This window comes from Actinophytocola algeriensis (assembly GCF_014203735.1).
In the GTDB taxonomy this organism is placed as follows: domain Bacteria; phylum Actinomycetota; class Actinomycetes; order Mycobacteriales; family Pseudonocardiaceae; genus Actinophytocola; species Actinophytocola algeriensis.
The window spans coordinates 33266-50950 of the sequence record NZ_JACHJQ010000017.1; the positions used below are offsets into that span (position 1 = coordinate 33266).

The following is a 17685-nucleotide window of genomic DNA, read 5'->3' on the forward strand; positions in this document are numbered from 1 at the left end:
CTGACCAGTACGTTTGAAATGCTCGTCTGGAGAGACACGGCGGACACCCCCGTGGCGCCGTCGCCCTCGTCCACTCCGGTGAGGCCTACAACTTCGCGGAACTGCGGGAGCTGTTGCTGGCCAAGGGGCACCGGTTCCGCACCGCCGGCGACACGGAAAGTGGTGCTGCGGGGCTACCTGGAGTGGGGCGACGGCGTCGCGGAGCGGCTGAACGGCATGTTCGCGTTCGCCCTGTGGGACGAGCGCGACCAACGGCTCGTGCTGGTCCGCGACCGGCTCGGCGTCAAACCGCTCTAGGAGTTGGGCCCACCCGGCCGATCGAACACCGGGCCACCGACGGCTCTCTCCAGCGCGGCGATCTGCTGGCTCACCGTCGGTTGGGTGCACCCGACCCGGAGCTGCGCCGCGCGGTCATCACCGCATGCGCGGAAGGGAGTTGGCGAGGCCCTTCAGCGACGGACGCGGTAGTGCAGGTGCGTGGCTTCCGGTGAGGAGACCACCTGGACCACCTCCAGTTCGACCTGTGCCGGCAGCACCTCGATCAGCCTGCGGCCGCCACCGAACAACACGGGCACCAGGTGGATCCGCACCTCGTCCAGCACACCCGCCTCGAAGGCGCGCTGTGCGGTGTAGCCGCCGATCACGTGCACGTGCCGGTCCCCGGCGGCGGCCTTCGCCTGCTCCATCGCGCTGACGATGCCGTCGGCCACATACGTGATCAAGGGGAACTCGGCGACCGACGGGTCCGGCGGGCGGTGGCTGGGGATGAACACCGGGATCCCGTCGCCGTGGTGAACGCCGTCCCAGTGGTTGACCTGTTCGGCGGTCCGCCGACCCGCAACGACCGCACCGGCCGCGAGGATGTACGCGTTCATCTCGCCGGCCGGCCCGGACTGGCGGCGCTCGTCCTCGGGGGTGAACATCCAGGCGTGCAGCGGTGCGAAACCGTCGCCGCCGGGATTACCGGGTCCGTCGTTCGGACCCGAGACGAACCCGTCGAGCGACATCGACATGTCGAGCACGGAGATGGACATGCACACTCCCCAGAGATCCGTCTCTTCGATGCCCGGACCTGAGCCGGAAGAGGTGGCCAGGAGCGAAGGACGCCACGGTTCGAAGTCAGTGATGCTACCGCCCGCGATCTCGTCCGACTCCGCGACCGGCGGTGGCCGCCGCGGCGACGGGTCAGGACCGCTGTGTCGCCCGTCGTTCCAGCAGCCACTGACGCACCGTTCGTGCTTCGGGCACGAGAGCCTTCGTCACGGCGGTGTCCACCTCGGTCGGGTTGGTGCGCAGCCACCGCCACATGGTCGTGAGGTCCGTGCCGACGAACTTCTCGAACAGCCGCACCGGCATCGGGAAGCGGCGCGGATCGCGGCCGAAGACCTCGCGCCACAGCGCCCTGCACTCGTCGATGGAGCGCACATCGGACGCCAGGGCCAGGTCCGCGCCCACGAACCGGCCGGGGTCGGCCAGCACCCGCGCCACGACCGCGCCGAAGTCGTCGAGGCGGAGCCACTGCACGGGCCGGTCACCGCCCATCAGCTTCGGCATCACGTGCCACGCGGCCACCGAGGGGTAGAACCTCCTGTCACTCATCAGCTCCATGTACGCCATGGGCCGCAGGACGGTCAACGGCAGCCGGAGGGACTCGAGGTGAGCCTGCACGGCCAGCTTCGAGTCCCACGAGCCGATTCCCGTTCCCGGCCTGCCGACCCCGGCCGAGCCGTAGACGACATGCCGCGCCCCGGCCTCCTCGGCAGCGGTGCCCACGTTCACGCCCTGCGTGACCTCGCCGGTCAGCCCGCTGGTCATCGGGTTCTGCACGCTGAACACGCCGTAGGCACCGGCGAGCGCGATCCGCAGACCGGCCGGGTCGGCCATGTCTGCCCGTACCACCTCGGCACCTGCCGCGGCGAGCGCCTGTGCGGCGGTGGAACCGGGCGTCCTGGTCACCGCGCGCACCCGCCAGCCTCCCGCGAGCAGGTGCCGTGCGACCGCACCTCCCTGCCGTCCCGTGGCACCCAGGACGACGATCAGACGATCGTCCATCGCGACCCTCCTCGTGGATGGTTCGGCTCACCGCACTATGCGCCTCCGGATGCCGGCTTGCCAGATCTGGTCCGCTGTGGAGCAGGTGGTGCGGTTCCTTCTGTGCACACCGGACCGGATCGTGTGATTCCCGCGGTCAGCGCCGGCGCGCGGTGACCAGCCAGGCAGCGGAGTCGAACCACACGCCGTCGCCGGTGTCGTGGGCGTCGAGCATGGCCTGCAGCCGGTCGAGAGCACGAGCCGTCTCCTCGGCATCCAGACCGGCGACCACGTCCTGGACCATCCGCAGCTCGAACAGGGCGTCGCGGGCGCTCGCCGCGTCAGGCCCGTAGTAGACCGGCTCGCGTACCTCGGTGATCTCGACCGCGGTGAAGCCGGCGGCGGTCAGCGTGCCGGCCGTGACGGTGGGATCCGCCAGGGAGAAGGCGGCATGGCCGGGCCCGGCCTGCGCCATCCGGCCACCGGTCAGCGCTTGGCGGACCGCGCCGGACCACTCCTGGCGGTCGTGGGCCTGCCACACCAGCTGCACCAGCCGTGCCCCCGGCCGCAACGCCCGTCCGATGTTGGTGAACGCCACGACCGGGTCGCTGAAGAACATCGTGCCGAACCGGCTGAGCCCCACCGTGAAATCCCCCGGCGCGAAGGGGTGGACCTGGGCATCGGCCCGCTCGAAGGTGACGTTGCGGAGTCCTTCTCCCTCGCTCAGCCTTCGGGCGCGGTCCACCATCGGTCCGGACAGGTCCACGCCGAGTGCGCTGCCCGCTGTCGCGGCTCTGGCGGCCTCCCGCGTCGTCTGCCCGGTACCGCAGCCGATGTCGAGCACGCGATCAGCGGTCCGGACGGCTGCGGCTGCTCGCAGCCGCGCGTGGTAGCGGCTCAGCTCGGCGTCGTAGTCGAACACCTCAGTCACCACCCGGACTTGCCGGACCATCGCGGAGGACGCCACGCACCGTGTCGAGCGGCACGCCGGGCTCGAACTCGCGCAGCCACCAGGTCGCACCGGCGGCGGCGTACGGCAGGGGGTCGGTGCCGGAGGGCAGACCGATGGCGATGTCGTACGGTCCGGCCACACCGGAGCGGAGATCGGTGATGGTGGCGACGATCTCGGCGAGCTGGTCCGGGTGCTCGAGGTTGACCGGGAAGAAGCCGTCGAGCCGGGCGGCCCGGCGGATCGGCTTGACGTTGCCGGGGAAGCCGGCGGCCCACACCGGCACACCGGGCCGCTGAACCGGCCGGGGCAGGAACTCCATGTCGTCGACGATGTAGTGCTCGCCGCGGTGGTGCACCGGCTCGCCGGACCACGCGGCGGCCAGGATCGCCAGGGCCTCGTCGAGCATCCGGCCGCGCAGCCTGTCGTCGAGTTGCTCACCGGTCTTGGACAGCTCGGCGCCGAACCGGTCGCTGCCGATGCCGACGCCGAGGGTGAGCCGGCCGCCGCTGAGCCGATCCAGCGTGGCCGTCTCCCGAGCGACCTTGGCCGGCCTGCGACGGGGAAGCGGCGACACCATCGGGCCCAGCCGCAGCCGTTCGGTCGCGGCGGCCATCGCCGCCAACGAGATCCACGCGTCGGTGACCTGCCGGACCGGCGGCCGCCAGTGCAACTGGTCCCACACGAAGCAGCCGTCCCACCCGGCGGCCTCCGCGTCGGCGGCCAGCCGCGCCACCACCCTGGGGTCGGCGAGCTCGTCGAAGAGCGGCAGCCAGAGCGCGGACCGCAGCCGGTTCATCAGTGGCCTCGTCCCGCGACGCCTGGTTCGACAGCGGTGACGGGAGTGGCGAGGAGCGTCCGCGACGCGACCCGATCGGGATGGTCCGTTTCGAGGAGCTGCTCGCCGTGAGTGGTCAGCGCGGTCATGTCGGCCTTCTTTCCGCGTCTTCGGGACTGACTGGTCCTGTCACGCTAAGCCGACATGAGCATCGCGAAAAGCGATAGTTTCCGATCAATGCGATCGTAAACTGCAATCGACCCTTGTTACGCTGGGAGTCGTGCCCGACGTCGAGCTGCGCCACCTCGCCGCGATGGCCGCTGTCGCCGACGAGGGCTCCTTCGGCCGGGCGGCCGCACGGCTCGGGTACAGCCAATCGACGGTGAGCCAGCAGATCGCCGCGCTGGAGAGAGCCGTCGGTGGCCCGGTGTTCGATCGGCCGGGTGGGCCCAAACCGGTGCGGATCACCCCGCTCGGAGCCGTGGTCCTGGAGCAGGGTCGTGAGCTGCTCGCGAAGGCGGAGCGACTGGCCGATGCGGTCGACCGGTTCAACGCGGGCGACGGCCGGATCGACATCGGCACGTTCCAGAGCGTGTCCAACGTGATCCTGCCCGCCGTCGTACGCAGGCTGCGAGACGAGCACCCCGCCTGCGACATCAGGTTGTCAGAGGAGGAGCCGGACCAACCCCAGATCGGTGATCTCGACCTGCTGTTCTACGACGGCCGGCTCGAAGGCGACGTCGAGCGGGTCAAGCTGCTCGACGATCCGTACCTCGTGGTGGCCCGCGAAGGCACCTTCCCCGACGGTCCGGTCCGGCTGAAGCAACTCGACCAGGCTCCGATGGTGGCCTGGCCGTTGACCTGCGACCAACCGCTGATGGAGCAGGCGCTCGCACGCAACGGCGCCAGTCCGCGAATCGTGTTTCGCAGCGCGATCAACGACACCCTCCTGTCCATGGTGCGAGCCGGCATGGGATCGGCGGTGCTGCCGTGGCTCGCGATCCGGGGCGCCGACGTCCCATCCGACCACCGGCTCCGCGTCCACGAGCCGCGACCAGCCCTGCCGGCACGGGAGATCTACCTGCACTGGCGGGCCGGACGCACCCAGTCCCCACTCGCGGCGCGGGCCATCGAGGTCGCCGTCGAGGTCGCGGCCGAGATCGCGGCCGACCGTGCGACACATGCGGGGGCCCGGCGACGGTAACCCGTGGCTCGACCACTGCTTTCAGGGGTGAAGCCAGTCCGGGCGGCGTCGCTGCTCGTTCACCCGGCAGGGCTCATCCGGCGGGGTTCACGCTCGCCCAGAAGGCGCAGTTGCTCGCCGCCGAGACGTCCACCGGGCGGATCCCCCGACGGCCGAGGTCGAGCGAGAGCACGTCCGAGGCGTTGTGGAACCGTGGCCAGTCGGGCAGGCCGCGGCCGTTGGGGTCGCCGGTCCGGACGAAGTTCGCCCAGTAGCGCACCATCGTGCGCGCCAGCGCCTGCTGGGCGGGGTTCAGTGGGGACCCGAACACCTGCGGGAACACGTAGTTCATGTCCGTGATGTGTGCGGCGCCCTCGTCGAAGCCGGGGATGTCCACCAGCGGCGGCGCGGTCCGGTCGGCGAACTGGTACGCGTAGACCGGCACCGGGAGCGGGCGGGCCGCCGCAGACCGGTACTGCTTCAGGTGCTCGCAGGTCGACAGCGGCGGCAGGGCGTCGGAGTTCACGGTGGCCAGGGCGATGCCCGGCGTCGGGTACCGGTCGGCCGGGTACCTCGCCAGGACCCGGTCGGCGTCCGCGCCGTAGGTGCTCCGGATGATCTCCGGGTACTGGGCCGCGGTGACCGGGTTCCCGCTGCCGTCGTAGACCAGGCTGACGGTGAACCGTTCCTCGTCCAGGGTGTTGCCGAGCAGCATCGGCACGTGCCGGAACCGGTCCGTGCGCAGCCCTTCTGCCGGCTGGATCGGGAACTCCCGGCCGCCGACGACCGGTGTGCCGCCCGGCCAGGCACGCAGCAGGTCGACGACCTCCTTGCCGCGCAGGCAGTCCGCGGCCGTCGCCGGGTCGGTGCAGCCCAGCCCGGCGGCGAACGCGGTGCCCGCGGTCTCGGCCTGCGGCGCGGTCGGCAGCTGCCAGGTGCAGCTGCCGCTGGCGCCGATCACCTTCTGGAACAGGCCGGCCGCGGTCGGGGACACCAGGTGCATGCAGTTGCTCACCGCGCCGGACGACTGGCCGCCGATGGTGACGTTGGCCGGGTTCCCGCCGAACCTGGCGATGTTGCGCTGCACCCAGCGCAGCGCGGCCTGCTGGTCCTGGAGGCCGAAGTTCCCGGACTGGACGCCTGCCTTCTCCGCGGACAGCGCGGGCAGCGCGAGGTAGCCCAGCGCGCCGACCCGGAAGTTGACGGTCACCACGATGACGTCGCCCTCGGCCGCCAGGCGCCTGCCGTCGTAGAGGTCGCCGCTGCCTGCGAGGAAGGAACCGCCGTGGAACCACACCAGGACCGGCGTGCCCGGCCGCACCCGGCGCGGCGTGCTCACGTTGAGGTAGAGGCAGTCCTCGACGTGCGTCTCGGGCGAGTCGAACAACGCCAGCTGCGCGCACTGGCTGCGCGGCGCGGTGGCGTCGAGGACGCCGTGCCAGTCGCGGGCCGGCGCCGGGGGGCGCCAGCGCAGGTGTCCGACCGGCGGAGCCGCGTACGGGACGCCCAGGTACTCCACGTAGTCCGAGTGGACCGTGCCTCGCAGCGGGCCGTTGCCGGTCCACACCACGTCCCTCGGCCCTGCCGCGGCGGCGGGCACCAGCCCGGTGCACAGCAACCCGACCACGCTCATGATGCCGAGCACTCTGCGCCAGTTCATCACAGTCCCTTTCGGCCAGACACGATCATGCCGACCGTACGGACGATCCGAGGCGCCCGTCATCCGCTCCGTTGCTCGGTGACCAGGTCGTGCCGGGGGCGTGGCCTGGGTGGGTTGTCGCTCAGGAGGTGCGGCCGGCGCCACCGGCCGCACCTCATGCCTCGGTCGTCGCCTGCCTGGCCCGGCCGAGGAGAAGGCTCGAGAAATCCCGCCCATAACATGATCGAAATGCCCCCGGCGGACAAACATCAACACGCCGACAATCCGCGCTGGACGCCGGTGGAACAGGGTCAAGATATCCGGCAATGACAGCGCCAGCATTACTTGCTTCGCTTGTGTCACAACAGAAAGCGGCCCGCCGAACGATGAGAAGAACTCGGCGGAATTCCCGGTCGGCGTACCGGTTGCGCGCCGTCGGGGACTGGTTCGCGTGCCGGAAGCGGCACAACGGAAGGTGCCCCGGATTCCGATCCGGGAGACTATTTGGCCATGAAGGCAGCGGTGGTTTCAGCGGTGAACGCGGAGTGGGAACTGGCGGATATCCCAACTCCCAGCCCCGGTCCCGGCGAGGTTCTGATCCGGGTGCGCGCCTCCGGAATCTGCCACAACGACATTCTGGTGACCCGTGGGGTCATCCCGTTCCCGCCGTTCTCGCCCGCCGTGCTCGGGCACGAGCCTGCCGGGGAGGTCGTGGCCGTCGGACCCGGCGTGACCAACCGCCGCGTCGGCGATCGTGTTGGTGTGCCGTGGATCCAGGGCACCTGCGGGCACTGCGACCACTGTGCGCGGAACCTGCCGCTGTCCGGTCTCGCGGCGATCCGTTGCGCGGCGCCTGCGATGACCGGGATCACCGTGCCGGGCGGGCAGGCCGAGTACCTCGTCGCCCGTGCTTCCGGCACCGTGCCGCTGCCCGACGGGCTCAGTTTCTCCGACGCCGCACCCACGTTGTGCGCCGGCTACACCGCCTGGTGCGCTTTCCGCAAGGCCGACCCACGCCCGTTCGAGCGGGTCGCGGTCCTGGGCATCGGCGCGCTCGGCCACTTCGCCGTGCAGTTCGCCGCGACCAGTGGGTTCGAGACGGTGGCGATCACCCGTTCGGACGACAAGCGCGAGCTGGCCCGCGAGCTCGGCGCCAGCCTGGTGGTCGGCAACGGCGAGGAGCTCGCAGCGGCCGGTGGTGCCGACGTCATCGTCGCGACCGGGTCCTCGAACGCCGCGGCCGCCGACAGCATGCGCGGGTTGCGTCCGGGCGGCCGGATCGTGCTGGCCGGCATGGACCCGCTCGAGCCGTTCGCGCTCCCGCCGGACGTGTCCGGCCTGTTCTTCGCCCTGGACCAGAAGGTTCTCGGGGTCACCCACGAAGATCCGCGCCAGCTCGCCGAAGCGCTCGAGATCGTGGCCAGCGGCCGGGTCAGGCCGATGGTGGAACTGTTCACCGCCGAGCAGGTGGCCGACGCCGCGGCCCGGGTGGCCAAGGGCGAGGTCCGGTTCACGGCGGTCGTGTCGTACTAGGGGGAGGCAATCACGATGGCTTACGTCGGAGAACGCGCGGTCGTGCTGGGCGGGAGCATCGCAGGCACGCTGGCCGCCCGGGTGCTCGCCGAGTCCTACCGCGAGGTCCTGGTGGTCGACCGCGACAAGGTGGTCGGGGTCAGCGAGCCGCGGCGCGGCGCCCCGCACGCCCGCCACGCCCACAGCCTGCACGGGCAGGGGCAGCTCATCTTCGAGGAGCTGTTCCCCGGCCTGATGGACGAGTTGCGCGCGTCCGGCGCCCCGATCGCCGATCTCGGCGAGATCCGGTGGTACTTCAACGCCCGGCGGCTGCGGCCGGCGAGCACCGGGGTGACCTCGGTGGCGGCCCTGCGGCCCGTGCTGGAGAACCACATCCGGACCCGGGTCGCCGCGCTGCCGAACGTGACGTACCTCGAGGGCTACGACATCACCGGTCTGGTCGCGACGACCGGCGGCGAGCGGATCGTCGGGGCCAGGGTGCAGGCCAACGCCGACACGTCCAGCCCGGAGCAGGTCCTGACCGCCGACCTCGTCGTCGACACCACCGGGCGCGGGTCCCGCACCCCGGTCTGGCTCGAGAAGCTCGGCTACGACCGGCCTGCCGAGGACCGGGTCAAGATCGCCCTGGGCTACACCACCCGGCTGTACCGGCTGCGTCCGGAGATGCTGGGCGGCCTGCACGCGATCAACCCGGTCGCCTCGCCTGCCCACCCGCGCGGCGCGTTCTTCGGCCGCAGCTCGCCGGAGCTGTGCATCGTGTCGCTCACCGGCATCCTCGGCGACTACCCGCCCACCGACCACGAGGGGTTCCTCGACTTCGCCAGGAGCCTGCCGGTACCGGATGTCTACGAGGCCATCCGGGACGCCGAGCCCGTCACCGACCCGGTGGCGTTCCGGGTCGCGGCCAGCGTCCGGCGCCGCTACGAGAAGCTCACCCGCTTTCCCGACGGCCTGTTGGTGATGGGTGACGCGGCGTGCAGCTTCAACCCGGTCTACGGGCAGGGCATGATCGTCTCCGCGATCGAGGCGAAGATCCTGCGCAAGCACCTGCGGCGCGGGAAGGCGCCGCGGCCCCGCAAGTTCCTGGCCGACATCGCCCGCGTGATCGACGTCCCGTGGGCGACCTCGGCCGGCGCCGACCTCGAGTTCCCAGAGGTCGAGGGCGAGCGCACGGCCAAGGTCCGGTTCGGGAACGGTTACGCGGCACGGGTTCAGCACGCCGCGACCGTGGACCCGGCGCTGACCACGGGACTCATGCGCGTCGCCGGGCTCCTGGTCAAGCCCCCCTCGCTGATGCGGCCGGACCTGGCGTTCCGGGTACTGCGCCACGCGTGGCACCGCCCGGAGCCGGGGGAGTCCTGGCTGGCCAACGAAGAACAGGCACCGGTGGCCCACCCCCGGCCGAAGCTGCGGCTCGTGCGGGGCGGCGCCGAGGCCGCGGAGTCCCGGCCGGCGGAGCAGCAGGAGCCACCCACCGAGTGGCGCAAGGCCGCCTGACCGCAAGCCGACGGCGCTCTACCGAGGGAGAGGCCCGCGATGACCATCGACGCCACCGAGATGCCCGCGCAGTCGGAGTCGGACTCCGGCCGCATCCCGTTGTCCTACAACCAGGAGTTCCTCAGCGTCTTCGACGAGGGCAACGAGGTCGGCCCGTTCGGCCCGTTCTACCACCTCGCCTACGGCTGGCGGATCCGCGGCCACGTCGACGTCGAGTGCCTGCGGTCCGCGCTGGACTCCGTCGTCCAGCGGCACGAGGCCCTGCGCACGCTCGTGACCCGGGGTGCGGACGGATACCAGACCGTCCACCCATCGGGTCCGCCGCGGCTCGAGGTCCGCGACCTGCCGGGCACCGACCCGGCCGACCGGCACCGGGTGGCCGAGGAACTGCTGATCGAGCTGGAGTGCGGCCCGTTGCGCAGCGACGAGCTGCCGCTGCTGCAGGCAGTCCTGGCCCGGTTCGACGACAACGACGCCGTGCTCGCGTTGTTCGCGCACCACACGGCCGTCGACGGCATGTCGATGCACGTGCTCATCCGGGACCTCAGCCGGACCTACGCGCGACTGCGCGGCCACGACCTGCCTGCCCTGCCCGAGGTGAGCCAGTACCAGGAGTACGTGGTCTGGGAACGGGAGCGGTTCGCCGACGCCAAGATCGCCAGGTCGCGGGACTACTGGCGGGAAGCGTTGCAGGGAGCCGAGTTCGCCGCGTTCACGGCGGACCGGCCGAAGTCGGCCAGCGGGGAGAAGAAGTCCGCGGTGCGCCGCCTGCGGGTGGACGACGACCTGACCGGCGCGGTGCTCGACCTCGCCCGCGACACCCGCTGCTCGGTGTTCATGGTCATGACGGCCGTGTACAACGTGTTCCTCAACCGGATGCTGGACATCACCGACGTCGTGGTCTTCACCGTGTCGTCCGGTCGCGGCCAGGCGCGGTTCCAGGAGACGGTCGGCGGCTTCTTCAACCCGATGCCGCTGCGCACGGACGTGGCCGGGTGCGCGAGCTTCCGGGACGTGCTCGTGCGGACCCGGCGCACCTGCCTGGGGGCGTACTCGAACCAGATCCCGTTCGCCCAGGTCATGGCCGACTCGCCGGGTCTCGGCCGTCCGTTCCTGGCCGATGACGTTTCGGTGCACGGATTCCAGGTGTTCCAGTTCCCCGAGGTGATGAACGCCGAGGTCGTCGGTGACGTCGAGCTGACCGAGATCAGGCGGGTGCTGCCGCAGGACCTGGGTTCCGACCTGCCCGACGGTGCACTGTGGACGTTCGACGTCGACACCGCCAACCAGGACATGCTGGGTTGCCTGCAGTACAACACCAACCTCTTCGACGAGGCCACGATCGACACGGTGGTCGACACGTTCGTCCGGGTGCTCAGGACCCTGGTGACCGACCCGGACGCCCCGTTGACGATCTCGTAGCGAACCAGTCCACACTGGACGATCAGTCGATGCGGAACCAGCCGGCGAGACGGCGGTACCGGGCGGCCCGGTTACCGGTCACCGCCGAGGCCTGCGGTGGGTCACGCCGGTAGATCTTCTCGGCGACGGCGAGTTTCGCGTCCTGGCAGGCGCGCAGGGCCGCCGAGGTGAACCCGCCGCTGTCCGGGCGGTCCGGTACGTCGTTCCCGGCCGCGTCGAGCATCGTCCAGTTGCTGCCGAGGTCGAGCAGGCTGCGGTGCTTGACCGCGTAGTAGTCCTGGGAGACGCTCATCGCGACGCCGCTCGCTCCCGCCGCCGAGGCCAGCAGGTGCAGGTGGAAGCGGGTGGAGATCCAGGTCTGGCCCGCCGCGACCGGCACACCGTGGCGCCAGATGTCGCGGAACGGGACGAACTCGGCACCGCGTAACTCGGGCTCGAGCAGGTCGTAGACCATCCGGTCGCCCCGGGGAATGCCCTCCACCACCGCCAACCGGTCCGGTGGGACCTCCCACGCCCGCAGCAGACCGAGCACCCGCGCGGCGAGCGCCGAGCGGTCGAGCGTGCCCATGTCCGACTGCACGCACAGCACGAACTCGCGCGTCGCCAGCCCGGCAGGCGGCTTCGGCACCTCCAGGAACACGTCGTGCACCGGTCGGCGCGAGGGGATGACAACACGGGTAATCAGGTCCGGCAACAGCTCCACCCGTCCGGGCACGGCACGCGAGCACCCGGGCAGCGGTCTCCGTCGCGCAGGTCACCGGCCACATGTGGTCCCGGCGCCGAAGATCGAGTTCGACGGTCGACCTTGCGAACACCACCCGCAGGAGTGATGGCTCCCGGGCCGCACCACCTGCGACAGCCTGCCGTGAACAACTCGTGCCTCGACGAGGACCTGACCGAGGTGCCCACCTGCCTGGAGACGATCACGCTCGACGAGGTAACCCGCCCGGTCGTGACCTCGCTCAGAACAGGGTCGCGGGCTCGACCGGTGCCGGCTCGGGCAGCGCGTCGAGGCCGGGCACCAGCGCTCGCACGTCGTCGTGGAACCGGCGGGCGAGCGCAGGCGCCTCGTCGTTGTCGGGGGTGTGCACGAAGACCGTCGGCGACCGGCCCTCGCGCAGCCAGCCCGCGACCACCTCGGTCCACGGCTGCCACCCTGTGACGGTCTCCTCGACCGAGTCGCGGCCCAGGTAGCGGACGATCGGCCGGTCGGTCAGCGCCCGCGTCCGCCGCGGCAGCCGCGGTTTCTTGGCCCAGGCGTCCTGCGCGGCCTCGCTGGTCGGCGGGCTCTGGAAGAAGACCGTGGTGTCGAACGGGACCCACTCGGTGTCCGCGTCGGCGAGCGTCCCCTCCAGCAGCGACGTCGAGCGGGCGTCGGTGAAGAACCCGGGGTGGCGCACCTCCACGGCGCGTCGGCGGTCGGCGGGGAGCCTGCGCAGGAAGCGGCCGAGGGCGTCGACGTCCGAAGGGCCGAACGAGCCGGGCAGCTGGGTCCACAGGACCGCTCGCTCGCCGAGGGGTTCGATCGCGTCCAGGAACGCCCGCATCTCGGCCTCGACACCGGCGAACCGGCGCTCGTGCGTGACGACCTTGGGCAGCTTGACCACGAACCGGAAGCCGGGGTCGGTCTGCTGCGCCCACATCGCGACGGTGTTCCGGGCGGGCGTCGCGTAGAAGGTGGTGTTGCCCTCGACCGCGTTGCACCAGTCGGCGTAGGCCCGCAGTCGCTCCCTGGCCGGCAGCGACTGCGGCAGGAACCGCCCTGGCCACGCCTTGTGGGTCCACATCGCGCAGCCGACGTGAAGACGTGCCACTACGCCCCACTCCCGTCGTTCTTGAGTGAAAACTACTACCCGGGTTGGGTTGGTGTGGACACAGCACTAGCCCGGATCGGTGATGGTCAGTACCGGCACGTCGTCCTCGATGCCGACGGTGACGTGCCGACCGCCGCGCAGCTCGCCCGACAGCAGTGCGTGGGAAAGGCGGCGGTCCACCTCCCTGGCTATGGTGCGGCGCAACGGGCGGGCGCCGTACTCCGGGACGTAGCCGCACGCGGCAAGCCACGACAGGGCCTGCTCGTCCACCTCGATGGTGATGTCCTGTTCCCGCAGGCGTTCGCGGGTGTCCTCCAGCAGCAGCGCGGTGATGCGTCGCAACTGCTCGGCGTCCAGCCCGCGGAACAGGATGATCTCGTCGAGCCGGTTGAGGAACTCGGGCCGGAAGTGGCGGCCCACGGCGGCCAGCAACGGGTCGCGCACCTGCTCGACCGGGACACCGGACAGCGCTGCGGCCAGCAGTTGGTCGGCCCCGATGTTGCTCGTCATGATGATCACCGTGTTGGCGAAGTCCGCCGTGCGCCCGTGCGCGTCGGTGAGTCGTCCGGCGTCCAGTACCTGGAGTAGCGTGTTGAAGACCTCCGGGTGGGCCTTCTCGACCTCGTCCAGCAGCACCACCGAGTACGGGGTGCGGCGAACGGCGCCGGTGAGCCGGCCGCCCTCCTCGTAGCCGACGTAGCCGGGTGGGGCCCCGGTCAACCGCGTCACCGTGTGCTCCTGGGCGAACTCGCCCATGTCGAACCGGATCAGCCGGTCCGGCGAGCCGTACAGCGCCTCGGCGAGCGCCCGTGCGACCTCTGTCTTGCCCACCCCGGTGGGGCCGAGGAACAGGAACGACCCGATGGGCCGTCGCGGGTGCTTGAGTCCCGCCCGGCTGCGTCGCACGGCGTCGGCCACGGCCTCGACCGCCTCGTCCTGCCCGACGATCCGCCGGTGGAGCTGTTCCTCGAGGTGCAGCAACCGGTGCCGTTCGCTCTCGGTGAGCTGTGCGACCGGGATGCCCGTGCTGCGGGACACGACCTCCGCGACGTCGTTCGCGCGTACCTCCGGCGCGCTCGCCAGCGCCGCCTTGGCGACGTCCAGCTCCGCGACCGCCTCGGCGAGTCGCTCGTCGTCCTCCTGTGCCAGCCGGTGCACCCGGTCCTCGAGCGCGACGATGTCCGGCGCCGGGGACTTCTGCCGCAGCCGCACCCGCGCGCCGGCGCGGTCCACCAGGTCGATCGCCTTGTCCGGCAGGAACCTCTCGGTGACGTACCGCGCCGACAGCTCCACGGCCGCCACCACGGCCTCGTCGGTGATGCGGACGACGTGGTGCCGTTCGTACCGCGCGCGCAGGCCTTCGAGCATCGCCACGGCCTCCTGCGGCGACGGCTCGTCCACCACCACCGGCTGGAACCGCCGCTCCAGCGCGGCGTCCTTCGCGACGTGCCGCTGGTAGTCCTCGACCGTGGTGGCGCCGATGACCTGCAACCGCCCACTGGTCAACGCGGGCTTGAGGATGTTCGCCGCGTCCATCACGGCCCCTTCGGCGCTGCCCGCGCCGACCACGGTGTGCAGCTCGTCGATCATCAGCACGACCATCCGGTTGGTCGCGGTGACCTCGTCGATGACGCCCTGCAACCGTTCCTCGAACTCCCCGCGGTACTTCGAGCCGGCCAGCATGGCCGCCAGGTCGACGGAGATCAGGCGACGGGCGGTGAGCGTGGGCGGCACGTCACCGGTCGCGATCCGCGCCGCGATGCCTTCGACGATCGCGGTCTTCCCCACGCCCGGATCTCCGATCAGGACGGGGTTGTTCTTGGTGCGGCGTGACAGCACCTCGATGATCTCGTCGATCACGTCGTCCCGGCCCACCACCGGGTCCAGCTCGCCGTCCCTGGCAGCGGCCGTCAGGTCGCGTCCGAAGCGCTCCGCCCTGCGGGTCTGCGAGCCGGGGAGCCCGAGACCGGAGAACAACCGGCCCACGAGATCCTCCAGCGGGTTGGACCCGAAGCCGAAGAAGTCGTCACCCATCGCCCGCCCCTCCGCTCAGTGGACAGTGGCACCGCCAATCCTCCTCGCCCGGACGACCTGCTGCCAGGTGGTGGCGGCGCGGAACTGGTAGCGGTCACCCCGGTAGGCCTGGTCGGTGAGCTCCAGCGGATGGCCGTGCTGGCTGTAGGTGAGCTGTCGCGCCATCAGGAGCCAGAAGCGCACGTCGTGGCCAAGGGAGCGACCCTGCACTACGCCTTCTACGCCGCCCAGTAGGTCGAGCTGCGCGGCCTCGGCCGTGGCCGGTCCGCCTGACCGACCCGTTCACCGACGTCTCGCTCGGCATCGTCGATGCCCGGCACAGCACCGTGAAGCTGGCCTTCGAGCAGTACCAGATCATCGTGGCCGAGCCGATCGGCTGACCTGATCCGCGGCGGCGCCCAGGCCCCGGCCGTGAGGCCGGCGCAGGGCTCATTTGTCAAGTGCTGATCGAGTGGGGAATTCCCCAACAGTTCGTTGACGCAGGTATGAGCCCCTGCGACGATCTGCTCCCGCAGTCTGGAGGAGAGGGCACATCACATGCGCAAAAGACTGTTGTACCTGCTGTCCGTCCTGGCGGTGACCATCGCGGGCACGGTGACCGTGAACATGCTCAACCCGGCAGAAGCCGCGGCCGACGGTTGCTACACCTGGAACCGGACGCTCAGGGAGGGCATGAGCGGCAGCGACGTCACCCAGCTGCAGATCCGCGTGGCAGGCTGGGTCGCGTCGGGCGAGAACCTGGTGCTCGACGGCAGGTTCGGCCCGGCCACCGCCCGCGCGGTCGAGCGGTTCAAGGACGCCTACGGCCTGAACAGCGACGGCGTCGCGGGGACCGAGATGTTCGAGAAGATCTACGCGTTGCAGGACAACGACTGCACCCCGATCCACTTCGCGTACAGCGAGATGGACGACAACTGCGGCGCGAACAACTTCAACGGCGGCAAGGTCTCCGCGGAGGCGGCGAAACGGAACACGCTGCGCATGATGTGGCAGCTGGAAGCGATGCGCCACAAGCTGGGCGACCGGCCGATGGTCGTCAGCATCTCCTTCCGGAGCGAGTCCTGCAACGCGTCGGTGGGCGGCTCGCCGACCAGCAGGCACATGTACGGCCAGGCCACCGACTTCAGCACCCGCAGCGGCCCGACGCTGTGCCAGATGTACCACGCGGCCAAGACCTCCGGTTTCGAGGAGATCCTCGGCCCGGGCTACCCGGGCCACAACGACCACACCCACGTGGCGAACGATCCCGTTCGCACGTGGAGCGCACCGAACTGCTGATCCACCCGCCCCGCCACACATCTCAGGGCGGCGGCAGCACGCTTCGCGGCCCGGGCTATGCACAGGCGGGCCCGCGAAGCGGTGAAGTACCGGTCTGGTGCACGTGATGCTGACCTGTCCACATCGGACACCATTGCGTCCGACGAAGTCGCACTCCCCGCGGGCCCGTGCCGCCCCGGCCACCGGTGCACGGCCAGCGCCCCGATCGCGGATGCGGTCGTCGGTCGAACGGATGACCTCGGGATCCCTTGTGCCGTCGTAGCTTGGCCGCACGGGCCAGACCGAGCAGCTCGCGCGGCAGCTGCAGATGCTGAAGGTGCGCACCGACCGGAGTTACGAGGCGCTGGCCCGGCGGGTCGGGGTCAGCCGGTCGACCCTGCACCGCAACTGCCGGGGCGAGGTCGTGCCGGGCCTCGATGTGGTGGTGCGGTTCGCGCGGGTCTGCGGTGCGACGAAGCAGGAGGCCGAGGACCTGGTGCGGTACTGGGCACTCGCGGCCGATCAGCGCCCCGACCCGGCACCTCGGGGCGACGCCGACCTCGTGCCGCTGCTGGCGGACGTGGTCCGGCGTGGTCCGGTGGCGACCCGGTTCTCGGTCACCGGGCCGGCGCCGGTCGCCGCGGTGGCCGCCGCGGCGATCTGCCGGTCGGTCGGCGAGGCGCTGCGCAACGTGGCCCAGCACGCCGGGGTGGCCGGCGCCACCGTGCTGGTCGGGTACGACGACGGCCGGGTGGTGGTCGAGGTGGTGGACGACGGCCGGGGGTTCGACCCCGGTGCCGTGCCAGCGCACCGGCGCGGCACCGCACTGTCCCTTGTGGATCGGATGGCGGCGGTCGGTGGGCGGGCGGCGTTGACCGCGCGGCCGGGGCGCGGCACGCGGGTCCGGCTGGAGTGGCCGGATGGGTGACCTGCCGGAGACGAGGCTGCGGCGTGGCCTCCACCTCGCCATTGGGGTGATCGCGTGCGCGCACCTGTTCGTCGTGTGCCTGCCGTCGCTGCTGGTGCACGCCGAGGTGTACCGGTCGGTGGCGGTGAGTCTCATCCGGGGATCACGGTGACACCACTTCCACGTCGATGTCCTCCTCGCTCGCCGCGACGGTGTCGAGCGCCGTCCCCGCCGTGAACGTGACGACCAGGGCCGCGGCGGCCACGACCGCGCGACGCCATCCGGACAGCCGGCCGCGCGGTGAGGCGGGGAGGGGAGCGGGGGCCTGAACCGCCGCCGTGCCGTCGGCGATCCGGGTGCGGGCGAGCAGCCACGGCCGCAGGTCGGCGACACCACAGGCCCTGACGAACGCGGCCACGACCTCCGCGCGCGGGAGGCGGTTCTTGTTGAGCATCGTGGCGGCGGTGGAGTAGGGGAGTACGTCGCCGCTGTCGGTCGCGTTGCGTTCCAGCTGCCGGAAGCTCAGGCCCGACCAGGTCTTGAGCCGGCGCAACTCGGCGACGAACGTGGTCTCGTCGGTGGCTGCCGCAGGCGACGGCGGGGGTGTGATGGTCATGTTGCTCCTGTTCCGCACGAACTCG

General features: G+C 71.1%; 17 protein-coding genes and 3 pseudogenes. 10 read left to right on the plus strand and 10 right to left on the minus strand.

All coding sequences use genetic code 11. From position 1 onward, the window contains the following. Positions 1–47 precede the first annotated feature (47 nt). A pseudogene (locus FHR82_RS44635) lies at positions 48–291 on the plus strand (class II glutamine amidotransferase domain-containing protein); the annotation flags it as partial. 2 nt (positions 292–293) lie between these two features. Here FHR82_RS44635 and FHR82_RS44640 read toward each other — a convergent pair. From FHR82_RS44640 to FHR82_RS44660, 5 genes and pseudogenes are all read right to left on the minus strand, one after another. Beyond that, positions 294–395 (minus strand): annotated as a pseudogene (locus FHR82_RS44640) (helix-turn-helix domain-containing protein); the annotation flags it as partial. 54 nt (positions 396–449) lie between these two features. Continuing rightward, complete coding sequence (locus FHR82_RS44645; RefSeq protein WP_184816780.1) at positions 450–1034, minus strand: dihydrofolate reductase family protein; 585 nt, start codon at positions 1032–1034, stop codon at positions 450–452. Between the two features lie 151 nt (positions 1035–1185). Next, complete coding sequence (locus FHR82_RS44650) at positions 1186–2052, minus strand: NmrA/HSCARG family protein (protein WP_184816781.1); 867 nt, start codon at positions 2050–2052, stop codon at positions 1186–1188. Between the two features lie 136 nt (positions 2053–2188). Further along, on the minus strand, positions 2189–2962 hold the full coding sequence (locus tag FHR82_RS44655; protein WP_311771599.1) for a class I SAM-dependent methyltransferase: 774 nt from the start codon (positions 2960–2962) through the stop codon (positions 2189–2191). Then, positions 2955–3779, minus strand: coding sequence for an LLM class flavin-dependent oxidoreductase (locus FHR82_RS44660; protein ID WP_184816783.1), 825 nt, complete (start codon positions 3777–3779; stop codon positions 2955–2957). The genes FHR82_RS44655 and FHR82_RS44660 overlap by 8 nt, the downstream gene beginning before the upstream one ends. Before the next feature lie 259 nt (positions 3780–4038). On the opposite strand from FHR82_RS44660, the gene FHR82_RS44665 reads away from it, so the two are divergent. After that, positions 4039–4962, plus strand: coding sequence for a LysR family transcriptional regulator (locus FHR82_RS44665; protein WP_184816784.1), 924 nt, complete (start codon positions 4039–4041; stop codon positions 4960–4962). Between the two features lie 73 nt (positions 4963–5035). Here FHR82_RS44665 and FHR82_RS44670 read toward each other — a convergent pair whose 3' ends face one another. Continuing rightward, a complete protein-coding gene (locus FHR82_RS44670; RefSeq protein WP_184816785.1) occupies positions 5036–6601 on the minus strand; it encodes a carboxylesterase/lipase family protein in 1566 nt (521 codons plus the stop codon). A gap of 489 nt (positions 6602–7090) precedes the next feature. On the opposite strand from FHR82_RS44670, the gene FHR82_RS44675 reads away from it, so the two are divergent. The 3 genes from FHR82_RS44675 to FHR82_RS44685 are packed head-to-tail and all read left to right on the plus strand — an operon-like array spanning position 7091 to position 11032. Further along, entirely contained in the window at positions 7091–8113 is a 1023-nt protein-coding gene (locus FHR82_RS44675; RefSeq protein WP_184816786.1) for an alcohol dehydrogenase catalytic domain-containing protein, read from the plus strand. Between the two features lie 15 nt (positions 8114–8128). Continuing rightward, the gene (locus FHR82_RS44680) at positions 8129–9610 is read left to right on the plus strand and encodes an FAD-dependent oxidoreductase (RefSeq protein WP_221465099.1); all 1482 of its coding nucleotides are present in this window, start codon (positions 8129–8131) and stop codon (positions 9608–9610) included. Positions 9611–9649: 39 nt separating this feature from the next. Continuing rightward, positions 9650–11032 (plus strand): condensation domain-containing protein, encoded by a 1383-nt coding sequence (locus FHR82_RS44685; RefSeq protein WP_221465100.1) that lies wholly within the window; start codon positions 9650–9652, stop codon positions 11030–11032. A gap of 22 nt (positions 11033–11054) precedes the next feature. On the opposite strand, the gene FHR82_RS44690 is transcribed toward FHR82_RS44685, so the two are convergent. From FHR82_RS44690 to FHR82_RS44700, 3 genes are all read right to left on the minus strand, one after another. Next, entirely contained in the window at positions 11055–11681 is a 627-nt protein-coding gene (locus tag FHR82_RS44690) for a hypothetical protein (RefSeq protein WP_221465101.1), read from the minus strand. Positions 11682–11994: 313 nt separating this feature from the next. Further along, entirely contained in the window at positions 11995–12846 is an 852-nt protein-coding gene (locus FHR82_RS44695) for a DUF72 domain-containing protein (RefSeq protein WP_512698866.1), read from the minus strand. A gap of 66 nt (positions 12847–12912) precedes the next feature. Continuing rightward, complete coding sequence (locus FHR82_RS44700) at positions 12913–14880, minus strand: ATP-dependent Clp protease ATP-binding subunit (RefSeq protein ID WP_184816788.1); 1968 nt, start codon at positions 14878–14880, stop codon at positions 12913–12915. An 18-nt stretch (positions 14881–14898) separates the two neighbouring features. Between FHR82_RS44700 and FHR82_RS45560 the strand changes: the two genes are divergently transcribed. The 5 genes and pseudogenes from FHR82_RS45560 to FHR82_RS44720 all read left to right on the plus strand — a co-directional run bounded on the left by FHR82_RS45560 (position 14899) and on the right by FHR82_RS44720 (position 17216). Further along, positions 14899–15114, plus strand: coding sequence for a hypothetical protein (locus FHR82_RS45560; RefSeq protein WP_221465102.1), 216 nt, complete (start codon positions 14899–14901; stop codon positions 15112–15114). Positions 15115–15417: 303 nt separating this feature from the next. Then, a complete protein-coding gene (locus tag FHR82_RS44710) occupies positions 15418–16158 on the plus strand; it encodes a M15 family metallopeptidase (protein ID WP_184816789.1) in 741 nt (246 codons plus the stop codon). Between the two features lie 298 nt (positions 16159–16456). Then, a pseudogene (locus FHR82_RS47180) lies at positions 16457–16621 on the plus strand (helix-turn-helix domain-containing protein); the annotation flags it as partial. Positions 16622–16633: 12 nt separating this feature from the next. Beyond that, positions 16634–17065, plus strand: coding sequence for a sensor histidine kinase (locus FHR82_RS47185; protein ID WP_318784848.1), 432 nt, complete (start codon positions 16634–16636; stop codon positions 17063–17065). Next, the gene (locus tag FHR82_RS44720; RefSeq protein ID WP_184816790.1) at positions 17058–17216 is read left to right on the plus strand and encodes a hypothetical protein; all 159 of its coding nucleotides are present in this window, start codon (positions 17058–17060) and stop codon (positions 17214–17216) included. Before FHR82_RS47185 ends, FHR82_RS44720 begins: the two co-directional genes overlap by 8 nt. Here FHR82_RS44720 and FHR82_RS44725 read toward each other — a convergent pair. Next, complete coding sequence (locus tag FHR82_RS44725) at positions 17208–17660, minus strand: helix-turn-helix domain-containing protein (RefSeq protein WP_184816791.1); 453 nt, start codon at positions 17658–17660, stop codon at positions 17208–17210. The genes FHR82_RS44720 and FHR82_RS44725 overlap by 9 nt on opposite strands. Positions 17661–17685: the final 25 nt, after the last annotated feature.

Coding starts and splice junctions, on each gene's coding strand:
- FHR82_RS44720 (WP_184816790.1), top strand. CDS start 17,058: ATGGGTGACCTGCCGGAGACGAGGCTGCGGCGTGGCCTCCACCTCGCC.
- FHR82_RS44645 (WP_184816780.1), bottom strand. CDS start 1,034: ATGTCCATCTCCGTGCTCGACATGTCGATGTCGCTCGACGGGTTCGTC.
- FHR82_RS44650 (WP_184816781.1), bottom strand. CDS start 2,052: ATGGACGATCGTCTGATCGTCGTCCTGGGTGCCACGGGACGGCAGGGA.
- FHR82_RS44725 (WP_184816791.1), bottom strand. CDS start 17,660: ATGACCATCACACCCCCGCCGTCGCCTGCGGCAGCCACCGACGAGACC.
- FHR82_RS44700 (WP_184816788.1), bottom strand. CDS start 14,880: ATGGGTGACGACTTCTTCGGCTTCGGGTCCAACCCGCTGGAGGATCTC.
- FHR82_RS44670 (WP_184816785.1), bottom strand. CDS start 6,601: ATGAACTGGCGCAGAGTGCTCGGCATCATGAGCGTGGTCGGGTTGCTG.
- FHR82_RS44710 (WP_184816789.1), top strand. CDS start 15,418: ATGCGCAAAAGACTGTTGTACCTGCTGTCCGTCCTGGCGGTGACCATC.
- FHR82_RS44680 (WP_221465099.1), top strand. CDS start 8,129: ATGGCTTACGTCGGAGAACGCGCGGTCGTGCTGGGCGGGAGCATCGCA.
- FHR82_RS44685 (WP_221465100.1), top strand. CDS start 9,650: ATGACCATCGACGCCACCGAGATGCCCGCGCAGTCGGAGTCGGACTCC.
- FHR82_RS44660 (WP_184816783.1), bottom strand. CDS start 3,779: ATGAACCGGCTGCGGTCCGCGCTCTGGCTGCCGCTCTTCGACGAGCTC.
- FHR82_RS44675 (WP_184816786.1), top strand. CDS start 7,091: ATGAAGGCAGCGGTGGTTTCAGCGGTGAACGCGGAGTGGGAACTGGCG.